This window comes from Corynebacterium sp. HMSC06C06 (assembly GCF_001807295.1).
In the GTDB taxonomy this organism is placed as follows: Bacteria; Actinomycetota; Actinomycetes; order Mycobacteriales; family Mycobacteriaceae; genus Corynebacterium; species Corynebacterium striatum.
The window spans coordinates 2,416-25,361 of sequence record NZ_KV788470.1 but is presented as its reverse complement, the minus strand read 5'-3'; the positions used below and the strand labels follow the sequence as shown (position 1 = coordinate 25,361).

Sequence of the window (22,946 nt, the reverse complement as noted above, 5' to 3'; positions counted from 1 at the left end):
TGGTGGTAGATTACCTTTCTTCCCAGCCCGACTGAGCTGGATATCAGGTGTCCACCAAAAAAGGGGTCAGGTCCGGGAAAAGTGGGCCGGCTAGCTGAGCCAGCGGCAACGAACCAAGCTTGTGCAGCTATCTGCATCGAAGAGGCGGTGGATGCCGATTTTCTGTTCTACGTATTGCGCAATTCGTATGAGCAATTACGTTCTTTGGGAAGAGGCGGAAACCAAGACAACTTGAATCTTTCGTTGGTTCGCGATTTTCGTATACCCTGGCCAGCTGTTGAGATTCGTCAACGATTTGTTGCGCAGATGAATGAAGCGACTCGCATCCTAACTCTTCTTGAAAAAGGAATGATGCGCTAGCTCTCTTAGGCAAGGGTCTTGAGCAAAGGTATTTTAGTGCTTCCTAGTGGATCGGTGAAGTGGTGAGTGGTGATGTGTCCTTAAGACAGAATTTTTGGCGGATCCGCTGTGTGCTGAAGAATGAGGAACTACCGATTAATTTCGGCGGCGATGTTAGGAATATTCTATATTTAAAAAGCATTTCTGAACGCGGGCATCAGATTCGTCTGGAATACTTTGGATTGTTTTGTTTTCGTTCAAGGCTGTCAATCGCGGATTTAGCTGCCCACGACTGAGCCCCGTTGTCTGTACCAGTTCTTTGCGCGTGAGCCCGTGCTCGGCGGCACGTAACGCTGCTAAGATTCTCTCGTCTTTCTCGCCTGCGGACAGGTATGCGCTGCGTTTGGCATGGTCGGCCAAGGAAGTTTCTGCAGTTTGAGCGGTATTGGCGGCTACGGTTTCGGTTGGGGTGTGGTCATCATCGGATGGGGCCCGGTAGGTGGTGCCTCGGCCGGAACCGGTGGCATCGGCAAGCCCGTATTGCACCAGCTGCTGGAGTTCGGCACGGGCATTAACGGAGTCCATGGGGAAGGCGCTTCGATAGATGCTATTGGTGATTTCTTCGCCGTGACGCATAGCGATGAGCGCGTGCTTTTGAGCCACGGAGAGGGCATCGGTGCCGGGGAGTTGCCCAAGCCAACGGAGGTCGGTATCGCTGAGGAGCGACGAAGACGTGAGGATAGCGGTGAACTTCGTAATCTGATCATCGAAGTGCGGGGCGGGAAGGAAAGCGTCCGCAAGGGCGGCCCGAGCTGCAGGAATGCCAGTAGCTTGAGCCTCGATAACGCGGTATCCATTGCTCGTCGTGAGGGAGGCGCACATGGAATAGAGGATCGCGTTACGGGCGCGAGGGGAGGTGTAACCGAGTCGATTTTTGGTGATGCCCCACAATCCGCCAGGACTTTCCACAATGAGCTTGGTGGGCTGCTTGATGAGCTGCGTATACATGCCGTAACTAGCAGCAGAAAGATCGCGGTGAACCAGGGCATTGGCGATGATCTCGCGAATGGCGACCGGAGGGAGCTCAGGTACATCGATCCCGTTGCCATCGCGGAAGGTCACTCCGACGCGTAGCTGCGCAGAGACCCATTCCATTGCCGAGTCAAGGAGGTCCGGTACGGGTCCCGTGAATTCGCGACGATCGGCGAGCCGTTGAGCGGTGTCGAGCTGAGGATTGATGGCGCGAGCTTTGACTACGAGGTTGGGTAGAAACTGCTGCGGCTGCTCGCCGAAGGCGTAGAGTGCAGCAGTCGTGACGAAACCAGTGTCTGGGTCAATAACGTTGGTGCGGATGTGGAGCGTGTGCTCATCGAGGTCGCGTAGTCGGCGAGAGTCGCGCTTCTTCGCGCTGAGGTATTGCTGGAGCAGGTCGTCTACCAAATCATGTTGAACCGTGGCCCCTTCGACTGGTGTGCGATCCGCATGTGGTTGCTGCCGCTCACCGACCAAAAAGAGCTCTTCCTGAGGTGACAAGTAGTAGTCACCGTCGCCGGAACGAATGTAGGCTTTGCCAAACTTACCAACTCGGAAGGGACGATGCTCTGAGGGCTGGGGAGGAACAATGGCAGCAACGACGGGTTTCCCCTCCACGATGGTCGCCTCGACTGCGCCGAGTTGCAGGGGCGGCGTGATTCGCTCGCGGGCCTTTGAAGCAAGGGCGGACTGCGCAGCCTTCGGATCCCAGACTCCGGTGACATCAAATGCGCCGTCATTTTCAGCGACCCCGAGGATGAGCGTGCCGCCATCCGGCATATTGGCGAAGGCGCAGAGAGTCTCGTCAATTGATTCAGGCATCTGGTGAGAGGCTTCTTTGGCCTCGACATTCCACGTATCGTTTTGCGTATCGCGGAGGAGCGCAATGAGTTCTGGGATGTCGATGATGCTCATGGGGAGCAGTGTACCCGAGTTCGATCGGAAATCGTACTGAAATATGATTGAAATGTGACTGAAATCTTGTGCTAGAAAATTCAGTACGAATTCAGTACCTTTGTAAATCGAGTTAGATGGTGAAATTGCTTTCGTTGCGCTGGAAAAACACCATAATAGTTGTAACTAAGCAGTATGAGATGCGGAACTAGTAGAGAGGAACTCCAGCGTCATGGCGACGATGAGTGGTGGAACACCCCAATCCAGCAACTTTGGCTTCGTCGGCGTGGTGTGGCCGAACCTGCTTAACGACTGCCGATTGGTGGAGCGAAGTGCACTCACTAATCCGCGCGGTTCCCTGTTCCAAGCGCGCTTCGTGCTTGAATCGGTGGTGGGGCACGTGGCTACGGTCCTCGGTATTCCCAACACGGACCGCGTCATCGATGCCATGGTCCATCCGGATTTTGCGAGTCAGTTCCCAGATGATCTGCTGAAAAGATGCATGTCATCCGCAAGGCAGGTAACGCCTCTGCGCATGACTCCAAGCCCGTTCCACCGGAACAAGCGGAACGTATTGTCCGACATCTCTTCGATGTGCTTGTGCGGGTAGCAAAAAGGTTTAGTACGAAGCCCCTGCCGCCCGTCGCTCCTTTTGACGTTGCAATTTTGCGCGCAGCACCCAAGCAGGCGGCACAGTCGCGGCAGCAACTGCTCGCGTTACAGCGAGAACTGGATCGCCTGGCGGCAGAGTCGGATGGCTTCCGGTTGCAGCTCTCTGAAGCAGAAGCTGCTCAGCTGGCGTTAGAAAGAGAGTTAGCCGAGCAGGCGCGTGAGAAGGCCGCTGCGCAAGAGACTGCAGATGATGCGTTACGAGAAGCACGTGAGGCGCGAGAGCGTGTCAAGCACTTGGAAGCTGAGCTGCGCGAACGCTATCTAGAGCAGCAAGAAGCTGTTCGGGCATCTGAGGAAGCTAGCGCGGTTGACCTCCCGCCGCTCGCGCGTAGCGAAGCGGATACCCGTCGTGACATCATCGATCCGATGCTCGCAGATGCTGGTTTCAGTGTGGCGGGCGGGAACCTTACTGTCGAGTACCCGATTGAAGATCTTTACATTGACTACGTTGCGTGGGGCACAGATGGTCAACCCCTGGCTATTATTGAGGCGAAGAAGACGGAACGCAGCATCAACGATGGGCGCGTTCAAGCTGAGGACTATGCCGAGGCGTTGGGTCGCAAATTCGGTCGAGTCCCGCTGGTTTTCTATACGAATGGGCATGACGTGCGTTTCTGGGACCGGGACGCGGAACTGCCCGGTGGTTACTGTTACGAAGCGCGGCAGGTAGAGGAATACCCCACAGCGGCCGCCATGGAGGAGCTCATTCGGCGGCGCGGTAAGCGTCAGCCTCTGGAGACAACGGAGCTATCCGACATTGCGGCGCGGCCGTACCTACAGCAAATGCTGCGAGCCGTGAGCGAGCGCTTCGCGGCGGGGCATCGCAGGGCTCTGCTTGTTATGGCCACGGGTACCGGAAAAACGCGTGTATCCATCTCGTTGGTGAAGATGCTTATGGAGGCCGGTTGGGTGCGCAATGTGCTCTTCCTGGCTGACCGCTAGGCGTTGGTACGCCAGGCGCATTCGGCATTTGTGGAGCATTTGCCGGGCTCCAATCCTGTGAATCTGCTTGCCAACAAAGAGGCGACGGGTCAGGTGTACGTGAGCACCTACAACACCATGATTGACATGGTTGGGCCCACCGAGCGTTTCGGTTCTTTTGACTTCGATCTCATCGTGGTAGACGAGGCACACCGATCGATTTATCAGCGCTACCGGCGTCTCTTCGAATATTTCGATGCCGCGGTTGTGGGCCTTACCGCCACGCCACGTTCAAACGTGGATCACAATACGTACCGCTTTTTCGGGTGTGAGCCAGGTGCGCCGACCGGGTACTACGGCTTGGATAAAGCCATCGAAGATGGCTACCTTGTGGCGCCGAAGTTATTCCGGGGTGACAGCTTGTTCATGCGGCAAGGCGTGAAGTATTCGGAGCTCAGCTCGGAAGAACAGCTTGAATGGGATATGAAGGATTGGGGCTCAGACGAGTCAGGAGATCCTCTGGAGGCGCCAGGTGAGATCACGTCGGCGGAGATGAACCGGGTGCTCTATAACCTCGACACCATCCGACAGGTTCTCGCTCAGGTCATTGAGCGTGGAATCAAGGTTGGCGGAGCTGATCGCCTGGGTAAGACGATTATCTTTGCGCGTACGCAGCGTCACGCGGAGCTTATCGCCGAAGTCTTCAGGACGCTTTTGCCTCCAGCGGCAGGAACGCGCTGTGAAGTCATTACGCATGGAGTCAAGGACGCCGAGGGACTCATCGATCGGTTTAAAGACCCTGCGAGTGGGCTCGATGTCGCGGTGAGCGTGGACATGCTCGATACCGGTATCGATGTACCTGAAGTGCTCAACTTGGTCTTTTTCAAACCCGTCCATTCGCCGGTGAAATTCTGGCAGATGGTGGGGCGCGGCACACGACTATGTCCTGACCTCTTTGGTCCTGGCGCAGATAAGCAGGAGTTCTTCATCTTCGACTATTGCGACAACATCGATCAGTTCGAAGGAACAGAAGATTTCAGCTCAGCTACAGGCTCAAAGCAAACCTCAGTAGTTGAGCGGGGCTTCGCGAAGCGTATTTTGCAGCTTCAGTATCTCGAGGGAGAAGATCGGGCCGCAGTAGTGGAGAGCCTTCTTGCGGACCTCCGTTCGGTTCCGGAAGACAGCGTGCTCGTGCCTCCTGCCTCCAAACCATACTTAGCGAGGTATAAAGTCTCTGGTGCCTGGAATGGCATCCGAGGTGACGCAGCCAGCCTTGCCATTGATCACCTCGCGCATTTGCCCATGGCGCGTGCCGGTGAGGAAGAACAGGCGCGACGCTTCGACTTGTTGTTGTGGACTCTCGAACTTGGCTTGTTCGAACCAGACCCACGTCAAGTACCGAATTTTAAGAAACTGGCGGTGCTCGTTGAGGCCTTGCTCGATAAAACCACTATCCCTGCTGTCGCGTAGCAGGCCCCGCTGCTGGAGGAAATGTCTGCTCCGGATTGGTCAACGAACGCTACCTACGAGGAGCTCGAGCTTGCGCGTCGGGCCTTGCGTGGACTTATCAAGACGATTGACCGTGGTAAGCGAAAAGCAGTCATCACCGACTTCGAGGACGAGCTTGGCGGTCTCACGGCAGTAGAAGTGACCGCGACAGGCGGTACGGAAATCGAGGCTTCTGTCGTGGAGGAACGCCTACGCCAAGCCCTCGAGGCGGAAGCTGCGACCAACCTGTCCTTGCGTAAACTGCGGTCGGGCAAGCCTATTAATACGTACGATGTTTATGAGCTTGAGCGTCTGGTGGCAGAGTGCCACGTTGAAGGCGCTGAACAGCTACGTGAATCTCATGTCGAGGAATCGATCGGACGCTTCTTGCGCGGAATCGTGGGGATGGATGAGCCGGCCGTGTGCGCTGAATTTGATGCCATTCTTGCAGATACCACGCTGAATTCTGTGCAGATTCAATTCGTGGATCTGCTGGTGGGTTACATTGCGCGCAATGGTGTTCTTGAGACAACAGAGCTAACGTGGTCACCGTTTGATGAATATGGCAACGTGGTTGACATTTTCCCGGACAATACGGTGCGCGCCATCGGGCAGGGAATCCGCCAGCTGACGCTGAGCGCGGAAGCAGCTTCGTAAGCGACAACAGTCGATGCGCGTCGGCGATACTGTCTTACTGCGTTAGCCACAACGCGGTCCGGGAGTGTCAATCTCGTATGGGATACTCGCAGTATGGCAGCAAAGTCATCGATGTCGTATCCCAAAAGACTGCATCTGGCTAGCCTGGCCTTGGCAGACGGCGCTTCTCGTGAGGAACTAGGACTTGGCGCTACGTGGCGGATTGTCGACGAAGCGCGCGTTCTGGGGACAGGGGAGGAGGGCTTCATTCGTGCGAGTGCCGCGCTGCTGGAGTTTCGTGCACATCGTCATGCCGGCGTCCACGTGCGGCGCGACGGCGCAGAACCAGACGTGGTGTGGCTGCGCGTGGGCCCGACGCTCTCGCCGTGCCGCATTCTGCATGTGGAGCGCGCCCCGCGACGGACTGTCCTCGTTTATGGGACGCTGCCCGGGCACGTTGAGTGTGGCGAAGAGGCGTTCCTCATCGAGCATCGCGCCGATGGCAGCGTCGTAGGCAGGTGCGTCGCGTTTTCCCGCCCCGATCGCTGGTTCGCGCGGCTGGCTCCGCACCTCGCGGCCGCCGCGCAGAGCCTCGTTACCCGGCGCTATCTAGCGGGGATGGGGCGCTAGCTCACACGCGAATCCACTCGCGGTCGATGGCGTCGAGCTCCCACGCTTCGGCCTCCGTGCGCACGACGTTGCGCGCCAAGGGGATTTGGTGCGAGGCAGACTCGAGGATGTGCATGAAGTAGCCCGCGGTGTTCGGAATAGCGAGGGTATCTCCCACGGCGATGCCGTCTGGAAAATCCAGGGCACGCCGCAGGATGACTTCGTCTTCGATGCAGTAGGCGCCCACCAGGAACCCGGTGCGGGGCGCGCGCTCGACCTCTCCGGCTGTGGGGACGAGGAAGGGATCGAGGAGGAGGTCATCGGCGGCCGTGCGGCATTGCGTGCGGTTCATCGCGAGGCCGATGAGGGGTAGCCCGTCCGAGCGCTCTTTGAGGAAGGACACCTCTGCGAGAATCATTCCGCACCCATCGAGCAGGCTGCGTCCCGGCTCGAGGTGAAGCGCGATGGAGTGTTCGCGCAGCGCGGTCGCAGCGGTGCCGTAGCCGGAAACCTTGCCCTTGAGCAACTGGGTGAACCACTCGCCGCGCGTGGGCGTTTGCCAGAACGGATACGTGTTGGTGAGCGGATCATTTTTCCACGTAAAGGGTTCGCCCGTTCCCGCGCGCTGGCGTTCGATGCGGTCGCGGTACTGCTCCCATTGTGTCTCGTGGAGGAGATAGCTCATGGGAACGCCTCCGCCGATGTCGATGAAGCTCGCGGGATGACCGGCCGCGCGCAGCGCCTCCACGAGCGTGATGGCTTCGGCGAGAGCGAGACGGCGGTCGGATTCGGCGTACCCGTGGAGATGAACATGGACGCCGACTGCCTCGACGGTGTCAGGCCAGTCGATGCTGCGCCAGACGTCGAGCCGTTCGCCGAAGCGCGTTGGCGGCAATACGGTGGGATCCGGTGCCAAGCGGGGCGCGATGCGCGCTGGGGTACCGAGGGCGGCGATACGTTCCAGCTCGTCGCGGCTATCGCAGGAGATCACCACGCCGGCTTTCACCGCCGTGCGCAACAGCCGCTCATCCTTGATGGCCGCGCTGAGAATGACATCTTTCGGTGGGACACCAACGGCGAGGACCTGGCGCAGTTCGTTGAGGCTCGCCACGTCGACGCCGTGGCCAGCAGCCCGCGCCGCGCCAACGAAGGCGAGCGCTTTGTTGGCCTTGCGCGCAAAGAAAACACGGGTGTCGACGCCGAGTGCTGTCCCCGCGTCGACAAGTTCGGCAGCATTCCGCGCCAAAGGCCGGGGATCAAGAACGTTGACGGGCGAGCCGTGCTTTTCGATGAGTGCCCGAACGGCGTGCGGATCTGCGATAAGCTCCTGCATCCACGGCTCGAGACGGGGCGCGAGCGGCACCGTTCCGTGGACGGCGAGCGGACGCGGCGGCTCCGTGGGCTGACCTGGCTTCTGCGACGACGAGGCTGTCATGGGTGTCCTACTTTCTCCGCCCACTGCGGGATATCTGAATGCACGGTGCGATTGAGCGAGTCATGCCCCGGAAGCTCACGCTCGTTCATGCGCCCGATGGTGACGACTCCAGGCACGTCTTGGAACGGCGCGGGTTGGCCCTGCGGCGCAATCGTGGCGTCGATGAGTACGTCTATGTGCGGGCCATGCCCCTCGAGCCACGCGTCGATGACATCAGGGCGGCCCAGGTAGGTGGTGTCGACAATCCTAGAGTCGATGAGGGAAAGCACCGCGTCAGCCGTCACCGGCGGCGGTCCGAACGCCACACGCTCAAGCGTCCGCGCGAGTTCGACGAAGCCATGAATCGGACCGGCCTGCGCATGCGTGTCGACGAATTCTTGGAACAATCCCCGAAACGCGGCGCCGACGGCAGCAGCCGGAGTCAGTGCGTGCTCGCCACGCGCCACGGCCAGGGAAGTCCGAAACTCGGCCACGGCATCACCCGTGAAATCCTCGCCAACGAGCACCTCGGCGAGTGATTCTTCTGAGAAATCTCGCAGTGACTGAGCCGCGTTGACGAGAACTTCCCGCACCGCATCCGCGTCCCGTGCCGCGCGGGCCTGCGCATGGAGGGCCGGAGAAAACGTCGGTGCAGGACGCGCAGGATCCGGCTTGACCTCCATGAAGCGGCCGCTGCGGCTTACCGGATAAATCGTCTCCGCAGTGTCTCCGTAGCGTAGGCAGACATCGATGAAGGTGAGGGCCGCACCGCGGACGCCGATCAGGCGCGGCTGCGACGGAACGGTGGCGCCCCAATACAGCCCCGTGACGGGAACCCGGCTGCGCTGGTGCGTGAGCGCACCGGGATGGTCATGCGCATGGCCGGTGCACTGAAGAACATGATCGAAAGTCTCGCCGTCGACCGCGAATCCGGCGTCCGTGCGGTGTACTGAGGCCACGCGGCGAGCGATATGGTGCACGGAGCTGTCCGGAGGAAAGCGTCGCACAGCGTCGTTCCAACAATCGATGAGGTACTCGCCAACCACGGCGCGCGGCGGGAACGGGTCGAGGTCCAGGTCACCGTGGCGAGCGCGCCAGGCGTCCAACGTGTCACGCTGAGTGGTGACGATGGAGGAGGTGACGTTGAGCCGCCAACATCGGGGTTGATCAGGGCGATAGACGGCCCCGGCTCCCGCTGGATAGGGATCAAAGACAGTGATGTCGACGGGCACCGCGGTGTGCTCACTGAGTTCCTCTACGGCCCAGAGGCCACGCGGTCCGCCGCCAATGATGGCGATCTTGAGCGGCGGAGTCATTCGGATCCCCAGTCGTCTACTCCGCGCGCGAGGTCGGCCGCAGAGATGTCGAAGCGTTCGGTGACCCAGGCATCGTTGTAGATGGTGTCGAGGTAAGGCTGACCGCCGTCATGGAGCACCATCGCCACCGTGGAACCAGAGGGCAGCTCTGCTGCACGCTCGAGCAAAGCGGCCACGACGGCTCCGCTCGAGGCGCCGGCGAGGACGCCCTCACAGCGTGCCAAACGACGTGCGCCGATGATCGCCTCGAGGTCAGGAACACGCGCGATAAGAGAAGGCTCAAAACTTTGGGAAAGTTCCGTGACCACACCAGCGCCGTAGCCGGGAAGGAGGCGGGTACCGCGCGCGCCGCCGTAGAGAACTGATCCTTCCGCGTCGACGCCGATGGTTTCTGTGTCCGCGCCGAGCTTGGTGAGTTTGCGCACGCAGCCGCCGAGCGTGCCGGTCGTGCTCATCGCGACCAGGAGATGGCTGGGCGGCGCACCGAGCTGCTCGATGATCTCGGCCATGGTGCCCTCGGAATGCGCGTGGAATGCAGCCTGATTGGCGTACTGATTGAGATTAAAAGCATCTGGAATCTCCTGCAGGAGCTCCTGCACGCGCGACCGGCGTGCGGTGAGCCAATCACCGTTGTCAGGATCAGGGTGCTCGAGCATGTCCACGCGAGCTCCGTAGGCTTCCATTGTGGCCACCGTGGAGCGATTGACGCGTGGATCGACGACACAGACGAAGTGCATGCCAGCCAGATGCGCCTGGCGTGCCAGGGCCATTCCGAGATTGCCGGAGGAGGACTCGATGAGCGTGGATCCTGCGCGAATTTCGCCGGCGTCGAGAGCTGCTTCGATAAGGGCCTGAGCGGTGCGGTCTTTGGCAGAGCCGCCGAGGTTGAATTGCTCGAGTTTCGCGAAGACGCGGATATCGTCGCGGGGATTGATGCGGTCGAGCCGCATGAGGGGAGTGCTGCCGATGGGCGGTTGCGCTGACGAATAGACGCGAGAAAAGGTCATATTTCAACGGTACTGGTCATCGTCTCCGCGTGCAGAGATTGTCAGCCTGTTCCTGCGCGAAGAAGAATAAATTGCGACGGTGCCGCCGTTGACGCGACGCCGTGCCCTATGTCGCAACTCGTGTCGAAGTACTAACCCAGGGGCAGGATATTGTCGATGCAGTACCAGAATCCCTGCGGATTGGCGATAGGCATTGCGCTGAGTACGAAAGCTTGGCTGGCAGCGGAGCCCGTGTACGTCGCTGCGATGGGATACTGACCGGGCCTGGGCGGTAGTCCTGTCTAACGGATTTCCTGGTAAGCGTCCAAGGCGGCCTGCCGCGACTCCTTGAGGTCCACGATGGGCGGCGGGCTAAGCGGCGGTGCCCACTGGCGCACGTAGGTGCCGTCGGGGTCGAACTTGCTGGCCTGCAGCTGCGGGTTGAAGATACGGAAGAAGGGCGAGGCGTCGTCACCGCAGCCGGCAATCCATTGCCCGTTGAAGGGGTTGGAGGCGGGATCGGCGTCGACTAGCGTGTCCCAAAACCACTCCTCGCCGTGACGCCAGTGGATGCCGAGGTTCTTCGTCAGGAACGAGCTAACGACCATGCGCACGCGGTTGTGCATGTAGCCGGTCTGCCAGAGCTCGCGCATGCCGGCGTCGACAAGCGGGATGCCCGTTTCGCCCGTGCGCCAGGCTTGTAGCTCCGGCAGGGGATGCGGGCGCGGGTCTTTTCCGGAGGTGTCGATTCCGCCGCCGTCCCAGTACCAATCGAAGTTGCGGAACTTCTCCCGCACAGGCTCTGTTGCGAGGTCGGGGACGTGGTAGAGGCGGTGCCAGGCGAAGTCGCGCCAGAGCAGCTCAGAGTGAAAGCTCGAGGCGTCTGTCGGCAGGGCACTTGCAAATTGCCAGACTTCCCGCGCGGAAACCTCGCCCCAACGCAGGTGGGGTGAAAGTCGAGAGGTTGCGGGGCGTGCGGGGAAGTCGCGGCCTTTGTCGTAGTCAGAGAGATCAAGCGATGCGAGTCTGTCGCGGGCGGCTTTTTCGCCAGGCGTCCAGTACTCGGCCAAAGACGCAGCCCAGCCGGGCGAGGGGAGCTCCTCCCAGGCGATAGCACCGGGGCCCTGGAGGGCTGGAACGTCGAGGGCGGATTCCAAAGTATCTTGCAAAACCTCGCGAGCGGCACGGGCGAAGGCGCTGTAGACCTTAAAGGGTTTAACGGCGTGTGGCTCTACCAGGCAATGGGCAGCAAACGAGTGGGCCTCAAGGCCTTGAGCGAGGAGGGTGTCTTTGACGGCGGCGTCGATTGTCGGTAGATGATAGCGCCGGTTCCAGCACACCGCCGAGACCTTGTGGGTGGCGGCGAAGGCAGGAAGGACCGAGCGCGCGTCGCCGTTTAGCCTGTACAACGGCACGTTATAGGAAGCAGGGTTAGCTGCTAGACGGGAAAGAGAACGCTCCCTCCACCATGCAGTCGCGCTGCCCAGTGGGCGGCTACCCGGGTATGCGGGCTCGTCCAGGACGCAGGCAATCACCTCGCCGCGGGAAGCCGCCCACGTGAGCGCGGGGTTGTCGTGAAGACGGAGATCGTCGCGGAACCAATGCAGAGTGGTCATAGTGGAAAGCTCATGGCAAAGCCAGCGATTTGGTTTTTAAGCAGGGCGCTTGTAAGCTTGCCTGCGAAGTTTGAACAGGCCATGTGCCTGACCAGGTTTCACCGAAGACCGTCGGTCATCCGGAAACGGATCGAAGGTTCCCAACTCAATGGGGCGGCCCACGCAGGAGACACTTTGCGATTAATCGCGGCATTTTCTTATGCCGCGCGCCCTGTGCTCTTGCACGGGGCATTTTTTATTGAAGATGTCTCGACGGAAATTTACAGAGATGTTTCGAAAGGAGGCGAAGTAGAACATGGCAAACCCGAAGAACACCGCAGATCTCGCGGAGCTCAAGGAGAAGCTCGCTGGCGCTGAGTCCATCGTGCTGACCGAGTACCGCGGCCTGACCGTTTCCCAGCTCCAGGAGCTGCGTAACAACCTCGGCTTTGACGTTGAGTACTCCGTCGCCAAGAACACCCTCTTCAAGATCGCCGCTAACGAGGCTGGCATCGAAGGTCTTGACGACAAGCTGACTGGCCCGACCGCTATTGCGTTCATCAAGGGCGAGGCAGTGGATGCCGCTAAGGTCATCAAGAAGTTCGCTGATGACAACAAGGCATTCGTCGTCAAGGGCGGCTACATGGACGGCAACGCTCTTACCGCAGAGCAGGTTGCTGCCATTGCCGAGCTGGACAACCGCGAGACCACTCTCGCAAAGCTGGCTGGCGCTATGAAGGGTTCTATGGCAAAGGCTGCGGCCGTATTCAACGCTCCTGCAACCAAGATGGTCCGCACTGCTGCGGCCCTGCAGGACAAGAAGGCTGCCGAAGCTTAAAGTCGCCGCATAAGGCGCGCAAACTAAAACACAACAATCTGGGTCAGAAACTGGCCCAAAAGAAAGGATGGCCATCATGGCTAAGCTCACCAAGGACGAGCTCATTGAAGCTTTCAAGGAAATGACCCTCATCGAACTCTCTGAGTTCGTTAAGGAATTCGAAGAGGTCTTCGACGTTGAGGCTGCTGCTCCGGTTGCAGTTGCAGCTGCAGGCGCACCGGCTGCTGGTGGCGCTGCTGAGGAAGAGAAGACCGAGTTCGACGTCGTTCTGACCGACGCTGGCGCAAAGAAGATCGGCGTCATCAAGGCTGTTCGCGAGATCGTTTCCGGCCTGGGCCTGAAGGAAGCTAAGGAGCTCGTTGAGGGTGCACCTAAGGCTATCCTCGAGGGCGCTTCCAAGGACGACGCTGAGGCTGCAAAGGCTAAGCTCGAAGAGGCTGGTGCTTCCGTCGAGCTCAAGTAATTTAGCTTGCTACGACCCCGTTTCCCTTTTTGGGAGGCGGGGTTGTTCCCGTTTTGGGAGGCTTTGCACTTTACCTGTCCAGACCCGCGTGCGAATTCCAAAGCAGGCGACCACGGCCTGTAGAATAAGCCACCATGCTGCCCAAATCCCGTATCTTTTCCGTCCTGTTGCTCGGCCTCGGCGTTGCGTTGATCGCCGCCGGACTCGCGGCACCGAGGTTCCTCGACTTCGAACCGCGCCTGCCGCTGGACCTCGAGAAGACCACGTGGACGCTCATCGATGACTCTGCCAAGTCGCAAGTGGTCACCGGAGAGGGGACCAGCGCCTACGAAGGGCCCATGACCTATCAGCTCAACATGGAAATGCAGGACCCTTCAGGCGATGAGAAGGTCACCGTACGCATCGGCGAGTCCGCTATGCGCGGGGACAGCGGCGAGCTCGCAGACTTGAGCATGGCCCGGGTGTGGAGCTACCCCATGGATCGCTTAAGCGGGCAGGCGCTTGACGACGCCACCCTTACGCACACCCTCGGCAGCCCCACGGCGAAGGTCACGGTGGACGGCAACTGGATGAAGTTCCCAGCCTCGACTGAGCAGACGACCTACCCAGTCTTCGACCCGTACTTGCGCAAGGCGGCCGACGCCGTCTTTGAAGAGGAGATGGACATCGACGGCCGTACTGTATATCGCTTTCACCAAGAAGTAGAGCCAACTAATCTCGCAACTCTGTACCCAGGGCAGACCACGACCATTTTCCGCAACGAGGACGACTCCACTGAGCAGGGATACCTGTTTCACAAGTCGACACGCGACTTCTACGTGGATCAAGCGACCGGCTTGGTGGTAGGAATGGACGTGGCCATCGATGACTATTGGGGCGACCGCACTGGTGCGGGCCGCGAGACTCAGTTCATGTTCGAGGGCAAGACTTCCGAAGAGGATCGCTCAGCATTCCTAGCGGAGGCCGCAAAGTTCCCGAAGCCGGCAGTCGGTAATGCTGTCCGCTGGGGCAGCTTGGGCCTTGGAGCGCTCTTGGCACTGATCAGTCTGATTGGATCGCTGGGTGCTTTCTCGCGTCGCCGCGGGTAACGACACGCAAACTTCAGCCTTTACATGGTGAGAGTTTTCATATAAGCTATATCGTTGCGCTGGAATCTGGATCTTCAGTGCACATTTAGCCTTTCAAGTAGGTGATGGCAAAACCGACTTGACAAGGTGATTTTGTGCTTTCTGAACCCAGAAATTCCACAGCAGACCGAATGCTAAAATTACCAGCGGTTTTGCACCTCGTCGGCCAGGGCGAGGAGGCAATCCGCGTGAGGTGCTGGAAGGACCCATCTTGGCAGTCTCCCGCCAGACCAAGTCAGTGGCCAATATCCCTGGAGCCCCGAAGCGATACTCGTTCGCCAAAATCAGCGAGCCGATCGCCGTCCCGGGCCTCCTTGATCTACAACTCGATTCCTTCGCATGGCTGATCGGCACGCCTGAGTGGCGTGAACGCGAGCAAGCCGAGCGCGGTCCAGAGGCTCGCGTCACCAGCGGCCTTGAGGACATCCTTGAGGAACTGTCTCCGATTCAGGATTACTCGGGCAATATGTCCCTGTCCCTGTCGGAGCCTCGCTTCGAGCCGGTGAAGAACACCGTCGACGAGTGCAAGGAAAAGGACATTAACTACTCCGCGCCGCTGTACGTGACCGCAGAGTTCATCAACAACGACACCCAGGAGATTAAGTCTCAGACCGTCTTCATCGGCGACTTCCCGATGATGACCGAAAAGGGTACGTTCATCGTCAACGGCACCGAGCGTGTTGTCGTTTCCCAGCTGGTTCGCTCCCCGGGCGTCTACTTCGATCAGACCATCGATAAGTCCACCGAGCGTCCGCTGCACTCCGTGAAGGTCATTCCTTCCCGCGGTGCATGGCTGGAATTCGACGTCGACAAGCGCGACACCGTCGGCGTTCGTATCGACCGTAAACGCCGCCAGCCGGTGACCGTTCTGCTCAAGGCCCTTGGTTGGTCCGAGCAGCAGATCAAGGATCGCTTCGGCTTCTCTGAGCTCATGATGTCCACCCTCGAGTCCGACGGCGTTGCAAACACCGACGAGGCTCTGCTGGAGATCTACCGCAAGCAGCGCCCAGGCGAGCAGCCGACCCGCGAGCTCGCTCAGTCCCTGCTGGACAACTCCTTCTTCCGCGCAAAGCGCTACGACCTCGCAAAGGTGGGCCGCTACAAGGTCAACCGCAAGCTGGGTCTCGGCGGCGACCACGACGGTCTCATGACCCTCACCGAAGAAGACATCGCTGTCACCCTCGAGTACCTGGTTCGCCTCCACGTCGGCGAGCGCGAGATGATCGCACCTAACGGTGAGACCATCGCGATCCACACTGACGATATCGACCACTTCGGTAACCGTCGTCTGCGTACCGTGGGCGAGCTCATCCAGAACCAGATCCGCGTTGGTCTGTCCCGTATGGAGCGCGTTGTGCGTGAGCGCATGACCACCCAGGATGCTGAGTCCATCACCCCGACCTCGCTGATTAACGTGCGTCCGGTTTCTGCCGCCATTCGCGAGTTCTTTGGTACCTCGCAGCTGTCCCAGTTCATGGACCACAACAACTCCCTGTCTGGTCTGACCCACAAGCGCCGCCTGTCCGCACTGGGCCCAGGCGGTCTGTCCCGTGAGCGCGCCGGCATTGAGGTCCGAGACGTTCACGCTTCTCACTACGGCCGTATGTGCCCGATTGAGACTCCTGAGGGTCCGAACATTGGTCTGATCGGCTCCCTGGCTTCCTACGCTCGCGTGAACGCCTTTGGCTTCATCGAGACCCCGTACCGCAAGGTTGTTGACGGCAAGGTCACCGACCAGGTCGAGTACCTCACCGCGGATGAGGAAGACAAGTTCGCTATTGCACAGGCTGAGCTCGAGAAAGATGCTGATGGCACCATCATCGGCGAGCGTATCGAGGTCCGTTTGAAGGACGGCGACATCGGAGTTACCGACGCTTCCGGCGTCGATTACGTTGACGTTTCCCCGCGCCAGATGGTTTCCGTGGCAACCGCCATGATTCCGTTCTTGGAGCACGACGATGCTAACCGTGCGCTGATGGGTGCGAACATGCAGCGCCAGGCTGTGCCGCTGGTTCGTTCCGAGGCACCTTTTGTTGGTACCGGTATGGAGCAGCGCGCGGCTTACGACGCCGGCGACCTCATCATCACCCCGAAGGCTGGTGTTGTAGAAAATGTCACCGCAGACCTCATCACCATCATGGATGACGAGGGCCAGCGCGACACCTACATGCTGCGTAAGTTCGAGCGCACCAACCAGGGCACCAACTACAACCAGACCCCGCTTGTTGAGCTTGGTCAGCGCGTCGAGGCCGGCCAGGTTCTGGCTGACGGCCCAGGTACCCACAACGGTGAGATGTCCCTCGGCCGTAACCTGCTGGTTGCGTTTATGCCGTGGGAGGGCCACAACTATGAGGATGCAATCATCCTGAACCAGCGCATCGTGGAAGAGGATATCTTGACCTCCATCCACATCGAGGAACATGAGATCGATGCCCGCGATACCAAGCTGGGCCCCGAGGAAATTACCCGCGAGATCCCGAACGTCTCTGACGATGTTCTGCGCGACCTGGATGAGCGAGGCATCGTTCGCATCGGTGCTGACGTTCGCGCAGGCGACATCCTCGTCGGTAAGGTCACCCCGAAGGGTGAGACCGAACTGACCCCGGAGGAGCGCTTGCTGCGCGCCATCTTCGGTGAGAAGGCTCGCGAGGTTCGCGATACCTCCATGAAGGTTCCTCACGGTGAGAACGGCAAGGTCATCGGCGTTGCGCGCTTCTCTCGCGAAGACGACGACGATCTGGCACCGGGCGTCAACGAGATGATCCGCGTTTACGTCGCTCAGAAGCGCAAGATCCAGGACGGCGACAAGCTCGCTGGCCGCCACGGTAACAAGGGCGTCGTGGGCAAGATCCTGCCTCCAGAGGACATGCCATTTATGGCTGACGGCACCCCAGTTGACGTCATCCTGAACACCCACGGTGTTCCGCGTCGTATGAACATCGGCCAGGTTCTCGAGGTGCACCTCGGCTGGCTGGCACACGCCGGCTGGAAGGTCGACGTTGCTGATCCAAAGAACGCTGAGTTGCTCAAGACCCTGCCGGAAGAGCTTTACGACGTCCCGGCTGGTTCCCTGACCGCAACCCCAGTGTTCGACGGTGCTTCCAACGAAGAGATTGGTCGCCTGCTGGCATCCTCTCGCCCGAACCGCGACGGCGACGTCATGGTTGACGAGCACGGTAAGGCACAGCTTTTCGACGGCCGCTCTGGTGAGCCATACAAGTACCCGGTTTCCGTCGGCTACATGTACATGCTTAAGCTGCACCACCTGGTTGACGAGAAGATTCACGCTCGCTCCACTGGTCCTTATTCCATGATTACCCAGCAGCCGCTGGGCGGTAAGGCACAGTTTGGTGGCCAGCGCTTCGGTGAGATGGAGGTGTGGGCAATGCAGGCATACGGCGCTGCCTACACCCTGCAGGAGCTCCTGACCATCAAGTCCGACGACGTCGTCGGACGTGTCAAGGTCTACGAGGCAATCGTGAAGGGCGACAACATCCCGGATCCAGGCATCCCGGAGTCCTTCAAGGTTCTCCTCAAGGAGCTGCAGTCGCTGTGTCTGAACGTGGAGGTCCTCTCCACCGACGGCACCCCGATGGAGCTGTCTGGCTCTGACGATGACGACATGGATAGTCCATCGCTGGGCATTAACCTGTCTCGCGACGAGCGTTCTGACGCTGACATCGCCTAAGACTCAAGAGCCAAGAGACTAAAGCTTTCTGGTCCGCCGTCCGATGGGGCGGCGGGCACACCGCATAAAGATTTTTAAAAGCCATCAACGTTCCCTGCACTATTCGTGGGGATGAAAGGGAGACATTACGTGTTTGACGTAAATCTCTTCGACGAGCTCCGCATCGGTCTGGCCACTGCCGATGACATTCGCCGTTGGTCCAAGGGCGAGGTTAAGAAGCCTGAGACCATCAACTACCGCACCCTGAAGCCGGAAAAGGACGGCCTGTTCTGCGAGCGCATCTTCGGCCCAACCCGTGACTGGGAGTGCGCTTGCGGTAAGTACAAGCGCGTTCGCTACAAGGGCATCATCTGTGAGCGCTGCGGCGTCGAGGTCACCAAGTCCAAGGTTCGCCGTGAGCGCATGGGCCACATCGAGCTGGCTGCCCCGGTAACCCACATCTGGTACTTCAAGGGCGTTCCTTCCCGCCTGGGTTACCTTCTGGACCTTGCTCCGAAGGACCTGGAGCGCATCATCTACTTCGCTGCCAACATCATCACCTCTGTTGATGAAGAGGCTCGCCACAACGACCAGTCCACCCTGGAAGCAGAGATGCTTCTGGAGAAGAAGGACGTTGAGGATGACACCGAGGCAGAGATCGCAGAGCGCGCTGCAAAGCTCGAGCAGGATCTGGCTGAGCTGGAGGCTGCTGGCGCAAAGGCTGACGCACGCCGCAAGGTCCAGAACGCTGCAGACAAGGAGATGCAGCACATCCGCGAGCGCGGCGAGCGCGAGGTCGCACGCCTGGATGAAATCTGGAACACCTTCCTGAAGCTGGCTCCGAAGCAGATGATCATCGACGAGACCATCTACGAAGAACTCGTCGACCGCTACGAGGATTACTTCACCGGCGGCATGGGTGCCGAGGCTATCCAGACCCTCATCCGCAGCTTCGATCTCGAGGCTGAGGCTGAAGAGCTCAAGGAAATCATCAACAATGGCAAGGGCCAGAAGAAGATGCGCGCGCTGAAGCGCCTGAAGGTCGTTGCAGCCTTCCTACGCTCCGGTAACGATCCGGCTGGCATGGTCCTGGATGCAATTCCGGTTATCCCGCCAGAGCTGCGCCCGATGGTTCAGCTGGACGGTGGCCGCTTTGCTACCTCCGACCTGAACGACCTCTACCGCCGCGTTATCAACCGCAACAACCGCCTCAAGCGCATGATCGATCTCGGTGCTCCTGAGATCATCGTGAACAACGAGAAGCGCATGCTGCAGGAGTCTGTTGACGCCCTCTTCGACAACGGCCGTCGCGGCCGTCCGGTCACCGGACCGGGCAACCGCCCGCTGAAGTCCCTGTCTGACTTGCTCAAGGGTAAGCAGGGTCGTTTCCGTCAGAACCTGCTGGGTAAGCGTGTTGACTACTCTGGCCGTTCCGTTATTATCGTCGGTCCGCAGCTGAAGCTCCACGAGTGTGGTTTGCCGAAGCTTATGGCTCTCGAGCTGTTCAAGCCATTCGTCATGAAGCGTCTGGTGGAAAATGACTACGCACAGAACATCAAGTCCGCTAAGCGCATGGTTGAGCGCCAGCGCCCTGAGGTGTGGGACGTTCTGGAAGAGGCTATTTCCGAGCACCCGGTGATGCTGAACCGTGCACCTACCCTGCACCGTCTGGGTATCCAGGCATTCGAGCCGAAGCTCGTTGAGGGTAAGGCAATTCAGCTGCACCCGCTGGCTTGTGAGGCGTTCAACGCTGACTTCGACGGCGACCAGATGGCAGTTCACCTGCCGCTGTCCGCCGAGGCTCAGGCAGAGGCTCGTGTCCTCATGCTCGCTTCCAACAACATTCTTTCCCCGGCATCCGGTAAGCCACTGGCTATGCCGCGTCTGGACATGGTTACCGGTCTTTACTACCTGACCATGGACAAGGCGGAGAGCGAGATCGGCGGCGAGGGTCGCTACACCGAGGCCACCGAGAACGGTCCGGCTACCGGCGTTTACTCCTCCTACGCTGAGGCAATCATGGCTCGCGACCGCGGCGTTCTAGGCCTGCAGGCCCCGATCAAGGTCCGCATCTCCCACCTGCGTCCGCCGGCAGAAGTTGAGGCTGAGCAGTTCCCTGATGGTTGGCAGAAGGGCCAGGCATGGATGGCTGAGACCACCCTTGGCCGCATCATGTTCAACGACTTGCTGCCTTGGAACTACCCGTACCTCGAGGGCGTCATGGTCCGTAAGGGCGGGGCTAAGAACTCCGTACTGCTCGGTGACGTCATTAACGACCTCGCTGCTAAGTACCCGATGATCACCGTTGCCCAGGTTCTGGACAAGATGAAGGATGCTGGTTTCTACTGGGCAACCCGCTCGGGCGTGACCATCACCATGGACGACGTTCTGGTCCTTCCGAACAAGACCGAGGTTCTCGAGTCTTACGAGAAGGAAGCACAGCGCATCGAGCGCAAGTACTGGGAGCAGGGTGCGCTTACCGAGCGTGAGCGTTACGACCGCCTGGTTGAGCTCTGGAAGGACGCTACCGACACCGTTGGTAAGGCAGTCGAGGATCTCTACCCGGATGACAACCCGATTCCGATGATCGTTAAGTCTGGTGCAGCAGGTAACATGCGTCAGATCTGGACCCTGGCCGGCATGAAGGGCATGGTCGTGAACTCCAAGGGTGACTACATCACCCGTCCGATTAAGACCTCCTTCCGTGAGGGTCTGTCGGTCTTGGAGTACTTCAACAACTCGCACGGTTCCCGTAAGGGCCTGGCCGATACCGCACTGCGTACCGCGGACTCCGGCTACCTCACCCGTCGTCTCGTCGACGTGGCACAGGACGTCATCGTCCGCGAAGAGGATTGTGGCACCCGCCAGGGCGTCCGCGTTCCGCTGGGCGAGCTGGTTAACGGCACCCCGGTATTCGATGAGCTGTGGGAGACCTCCGCTTCCGGCCGCGTTGTCGCTTCTGACGTCAAGGCTGAGGACGGCACCGTTGTTGCTGAGGCTGGCAGCGACCTGACTGAGGAGCTCACCGCACAGATCCTGCGCGCTGGTGTTACCGAGATTAAGGTTCGCTCCGTGCTGACCTGCCAGACCCCAGCCGGCGTTTGTGCGAAGTGCTACGGCAAGTCCATGGCCTCCGGCAAGCTCGTCGACATCGGCGAGGCAGTCGGCATTGTGGCTGCGCAGTCCATTGGTGAACCGGGTACCCAGCTGACCATGCGTACGTTCCACCAGGGTGGTGTCGGTGGCGATATTACCGGTGGTCTGCCACGTGTTCAGGAGCTCTTCGAGGCTCGTAACCCGAAGAACCGTGCGCCGATCGCTTCCGTTGACGGCACCGTGTCCCTGTCTGATGAGGGCAACTTCTGGACCCTGACCATCACTCCGGACGACGGTTCGGACAACGTGGTTTACGAGAAGCTGTCGAAGCGTCAGGGCCTGGCACAGGTCCGCCGCCCGATGGAGTCCAACCCGGATGCAATGATCGAGCGCTCCCTCCGTGATGGCGACCACGTCACCACTGGTGAGCGTCTGATGCGTGGTGCTGCGGACCCGCACGACGTGCTTGAGGTCCTCGGCCGCCGTGGCGTGGAGAAGCACCTCATCGACGAGGTTCAGGCTGTTTACCGTGCACAGGGTGTGGCCATCCACGACAAGCACATCGAGATCATCATCCGTCAGATGCTGCGTCGCGGCACCGTCATTGACTCCGGCTCCACCGACTACCTGCCGGGCGTTCTGGTTGACCTCTCCGAGGCCAAGCAGGTTAACGCCGCACAGGTTGCCGAGGGCGGCGAGCCAGCTCAGCTGCGCTCCGAGATCATGGGTATCACCAAGGCATCGCTGGCTACCGAGTCCTGGCTGTCCGCGGCCTCCTTCCAGGAGACCACGCGCGTGCTTACCGACGCCGCTATCAACAAGCGCTCTGATCAGCTCATTGGTCTGAAGGAGAACGTCATCATCGGTAAGCTCATCCCGGCTGGTACCGGTATCTCGCGTTACCGCAACATCTCCGTTAAGCCGACCGAGGCCGCACGCAACGCTGCGTACTCGATCCCGACTTACGGCGATTCCATCTACGGCGACGATGGCTTCGGTGAGTTCACCGGCGCTTCCGTCCCGCTTGATGAGGACTTCACCTTCTAGGACCTAGTCCTTAGCCCTTGAACACCAAAGGGAAACAAAGACCCGCACTTCAGTCACCACACACTGGTGGGGAAGAGGTGCGGGTCTTTTTGGTATGCGGGACTATTTAGCTGGCTTTTACGAATCCATCATGGTTGCACTTCTGCTGCGGGGGAAGAACGCCTTTTCAGCGGTTGGCCGTCGGGAAGGTAGGGAAGAACGTTTCTTTCGGTCGGGAGAGCCTTATGACCGTCATTTTGTGCCGTGCGCTGATTGAGAGGCCTGGGCAGTTGATTTGACCAACAATCATTGCCACGGGCCTGGCATTGGAGGCAGTTTTCCTTGCTTTCAAGTACACGCGGTTCACTATTCTTAGTGGGTGCTCGCTGGCGCTGCGGCAGTGATAGTTTCCGGAATTGCGACCTTCATCAGCATGAACCTTGCCCCGTATAAGGCCGCTAAGCAATTGCGCAGCAAAGCCATTCAGCTCCTCGTCACCGTCATGACCGTGGCGCCGTTGTCCTACCTACTGGCCATGGCGGTGAAGTCGGCGTTCTATAAATCTTCTTAGATTGAATCTCAGGTTGATACCCCCGTCAAGTCCCCCTCTATAGGCGTCTTGGCGGGGGTAACTCATATGCGACCTAATTTTCCAAACCAGATAAAGCTGTGAACGTCATGAATATTGGAACCGGCTTTGAGATGCGAATTTGCAGATTGTTGATAGCGGAAACCCTGTGACATGCGTGGACGCCGTTAACCGCCGACGAAATTAGCTTTTGCGGAGAGTGGCGGGGGGGGGGTAACGTCTCAGTATAGGGCCAGTC

16 protein-coding genes and 1 pseudogene are annotated in these 22,946 nt (G+C 59.6%); 12 read left to right on the top strand and 5 right to left on the bottom strand.

From position 1 onward, the window contains the following. Window positions 1-81: 81 nt before the first annotated feature. Complete coding sequence (locus tag HMPREF3153_RS13190; protein WP_157800431.1) at window positions 82-360, top strand: restriction endonuclease subunit S; 279 nt, start codon at window positions 82-84, stop codon at window positions 358-360. A gap of 153 nt (window positions 361-513) precedes the next feature. Here HMPREF3153_RS13190 and HMPREF3153_RS01550 read toward each other — a convergent pair whose 3' ends face one another. Then, window positions 514-2,286 (bottom strand): RNA-binding domain-containing protein, encoded by a 1,773-nt coding sequence (locus HMPREF3153_RS01550; protein ID WP_049151624.1) that lies wholly within the window; start codon window positions 2,284-2,286, stop codon window positions 514-516. Between the two features lie 211 nt (window positions 2,287-2,497). On the opposite strand from HMPREF3153_RS01550, the gene HMPREF3153_RS12690 reads away from it, so the two are divergent. The 5 genes and pseudogenes from HMPREF3153_RS12690 (at window position 2,498) to HMPREF3153_RS01525 (ending at window position 6,612) form a co-directional block, all read left to right on the top strand. Beyond that, entirely contained in the window at window positions 2,498-2,875 is a 378-nt protein-coding gene (locus tag HMPREF3153_RS12690) for a hypothetical protein (RefSeq protein ID WP_005527681.1), read from the top strand. Next, window positions 2,764-4,242 (top strand): annotated as a pseudogene (locus HMPREF3153_RS13185) (DEAD/DEAH box helicase family protein); the annotation flags it as partial. The gene HMPREF3153_RS12690 and the pseudogene HMPREF3153_RS13185, both read left to right, overlap by 112 nt. Before the next feature lie 42 nt (window positions 4,243-4,284). After that, window positions 4,285-5,328 (top strand): helicase-related protein, encoded by a 1,044-nt coding sequence (locus tag HMPREF3153_RS01535; RefSeq protein WP_371440892.1) that lies wholly within the window; start codon window positions 4,285-4,287, stop codon window positions 5,326-5,328. 21 nt (window positions 5,329-5,349) lie between these two features. Next, window positions 5,350-6,003, top strand: coding sequence for a type I restriction-modification enzyme R subunit C-terminal domain-containing protein (locus HMPREF3153_RS01530; protein ID WP_070419835.1), 654 nt, complete (start codon window positions 5,350-5,352; stop codon window positions 6,001-6,003). Window positions 6,004-6,096: 93 nt separating this feature from the next. Further along, window positions 6,097-6,612 (top strand): DUF1990 domain-containing protein, encoded by a 516-nt coding sequence (locus tag HMPREF3153_RS01525; protein WP_223197543.1) that lies wholly within the window; start codon window positions 6,097-6,099, stop codon window positions 6,610-6,612. 1 nt (window position 6,613) lies between these two features. Here HMPREF3153_RS01525 and HMPREF3153_RS01520 read toward each other — a convergent pair whose 3' ends face one another. The 4 genes from HMPREF3153_RS01520 to HMPREF3153_RS01505 all read right to left on the bottom strand — a co-directional run bounded on the left by HMPREF3153_RS01520 (window position 6,614) and on the right by HMPREF3153_RS01505 (window position 11,923). After that, window positions 6,614-8,026, bottom strand: a complete 1,413-nt coding sequence (locus tag HMPREF3153_RS01520) for a type III PLP-dependent enzyme domain-containing protein (RefSeq protein WP_070419834.1) — start codon at window positions 8,024-8,026, stop codon at window positions 6,614-6,616. Continuing rightward, window positions 8,023-9,321 (bottom strand): FAD/NAD(P)-binding protein, encoded by a 1,299-nt coding sequence (locus HMPREF3153_RS01515; protein WP_070419833.1) that lies wholly within the window; start codon window positions 9,319-9,321, stop codon window positions 8,023-8,025. The genes HMPREF3153_RS01520 and HMPREF3153_RS01515 overlap by 4 nt, the downstream gene beginning before the upstream one ends. Then, window positions 9,318-10,328, bottom strand: a complete 1,011-nt coding sequence (locus HMPREF3153_RS01510) for a pyridoxal-phosphate dependent enzyme (RefSeq protein ID WP_083280918.1) — start codon at window positions 10,326-10,328, stop codon at window positions 9,318-9,320. The genes HMPREF3153_RS01515 and HMPREF3153_RS01510 overlap by 4 nt, the downstream gene beginning before the upstream one ends. Window positions 10,329-10,609: 281 nt before the next feature. Then, complete coding sequence (locus HMPREF3153_RS01505) at window positions 10,610-11,923, bottom strand: cryptochrome/photolyase family protein (RefSeq protein WP_070419831.1); 1,314 nt, start codon at window positions 11,921-11,923, stop codon at window positions 10,610-10,612. A 295-nt stretch (window positions 11,924-12,218) separates the two neighbouring features. Here HMPREF3153_RS01505 and rplJ point away from each other — a divergent pair, with 295 nt between their 5' ends. The 6 genes from rplJ (at window position 12,219) to HMPREF3153_RS12815 (ending at window position 22,690) form a co-directional block, all read left to right on the top strand. Next, complete coding sequence (gene rplJ, locus HMPREF3153_RS01500) at window positions 12,219-12,740, top strand: 50S ribosomal protein L10 (RefSeq protein ID WP_005527697.1); 522 nt, start codon at window positions 12,219-12,221, stop codon at window positions 12,738-12,740. A 76-nt stretch (window positions 12,741-12,816) separates the two neighbouring features. Then, window positions 12,817-13,203: a 50S ribosomal protein L7/L12 gene (gene rplL / locus HMPREF3153_RS01495; RefSeq protein ID WP_034656606.1), complete on the top strand. Its 387-nt coding sequence runs from the start codon at window positions 12,817-12,819 to the stop codon at window positions 13,201-13,203. 134 nt (window positions 13,204-13,337) lie between these two features. Further along, on the top strand, window positions 13,338-14,291 hold the full coding sequence (locus tag HMPREF3153_RS01490) for a cell envelope lipid trafficking protein PgfA (protein ID WP_070419830.1): 954 nt from the start codon (window positions 13,338-13,340) through the stop codon (window positions 14,289-14,291). Window positions 14,292-14,523: 232 nt separating this feature from the next. Continuing rightward, window positions 14,524-18,018: a DNA-directed RNA polymerase subunit beta gene (locus HMPREF3153_RS01485; protein WP_070419829.1), complete on the top strand. Its 3,495-nt coding sequence runs from the start codon at window positions 14,524-14,526 to the stop codon at window positions 18,016-18,018. A 129-nt stretch (window positions 18,019-18,147) separates the two neighbouring features. Further along, entirely contained in the window at window positions 18,148-22,140 is a 3,993-nt protein-coding gene (locus tag HMPREF3153_RS01480; RefSeq protein WP_070419828.1) for a DNA-directed RNA polymerase subunit beta', read from the top strand. Between the two features lie 358 nt (window positions 22,141-22,498). Further along, window positions 22,499-22,690 (top strand): hypothetical protein, encoded by a 192-nt coding sequence (locus HMPREF3153_RS12815; protein WP_053088644.1) that lies wholly within the window; start codon window positions 22,499-22,501, stop codon window positions 22,688-22,690. The last annotated feature ends 256 nt before the right edge of the window (window positions 22,691-22,946 follow it).

Coding starts and splice junctions, on each gene's coding strand:
- HMPREF3153_RS01550 (WP_049151624.1), bottom strand. CDS start 2,286: ATGAGCATCATCGACATCCCAGAACTCATTGCGCTCCTCCGCGATACG.
- HMPREF3153_RS12690 (WP_005527681.1), top strand. CDS start 2,498: ATGGCGACGATGAGTGGTGGAACACCCCAATCCAGCAACTTTGGCTTC.
- HMPREF3153_RS01535 (WP_371440892.1), top strand. CDS start 4,285: ATGCGGCAAGGCGTGAAGTATTCGGAGCTCAGCTCGGAAGAACAGCTT.
- HMPREF3153_RS01530 (WP_070419835.1), top strand. CDS start 5,350: ATGTCTGCTCCGGATTGGTCAACGAACGCTACCTACGAGGAGCTCGAG.
- HMPREF3153_RS01525 (WP_223197543.1), top strand. CDS start 6,097: ATGGCAGCAAAGTCATCGATGTCGTATCCCAAAAGACTGCATCTGGCT.
- HMPREF3153_RS01520 (WP_070419834.1), bottom strand. CDS start 8,026: ATGACAGCCTCGTCGTCGCAGAAGCCAGGTCAGCCCACGGAGCCGCCG.
- HMPREF3153_RS01515 (WP_070419833.1), bottom strand. CDS start 9,321: ATGACTCCGCCGCTCAAGATCGCCATCATTGGCGGCGGACCGCGTGGC.
- HMPREF3153_RS01510 (WP_083280918.1), bottom strand. CDS start 10,328: ATGACCTTTTCTCGCGTCTATTCGTCAGCGCAACCGCCCATCGGCAGC.
- HMPREF3153_RS01505 (WP_070419831.1), bottom strand. CDS start 11,923: ATGACCACTCTGCATTGGTTCCGCGACGATCTCCGTCTTCACGACAAC.
- rplJ (WP_005527697.1), top strand. CDS start 12,219: ATGGCAAACCCGAAGAACACCGCAGATCTCGCGGAGCTCAAGGAGAAG.
- rplL (WP_034656606.1), top strand. CDS start 12,817: ATGGCTAAGCTCACCAAGGACGAGCTCATTGAAGCTTTCAAGGAAATG.
- HMPREF3153_RS01490 (WP_070419830.1), top strand. CDS start 13,338: ATGCTGCCCAAATCCCGTATCTTTTCCGTCCTGTTGCTCGGCCTCGGC.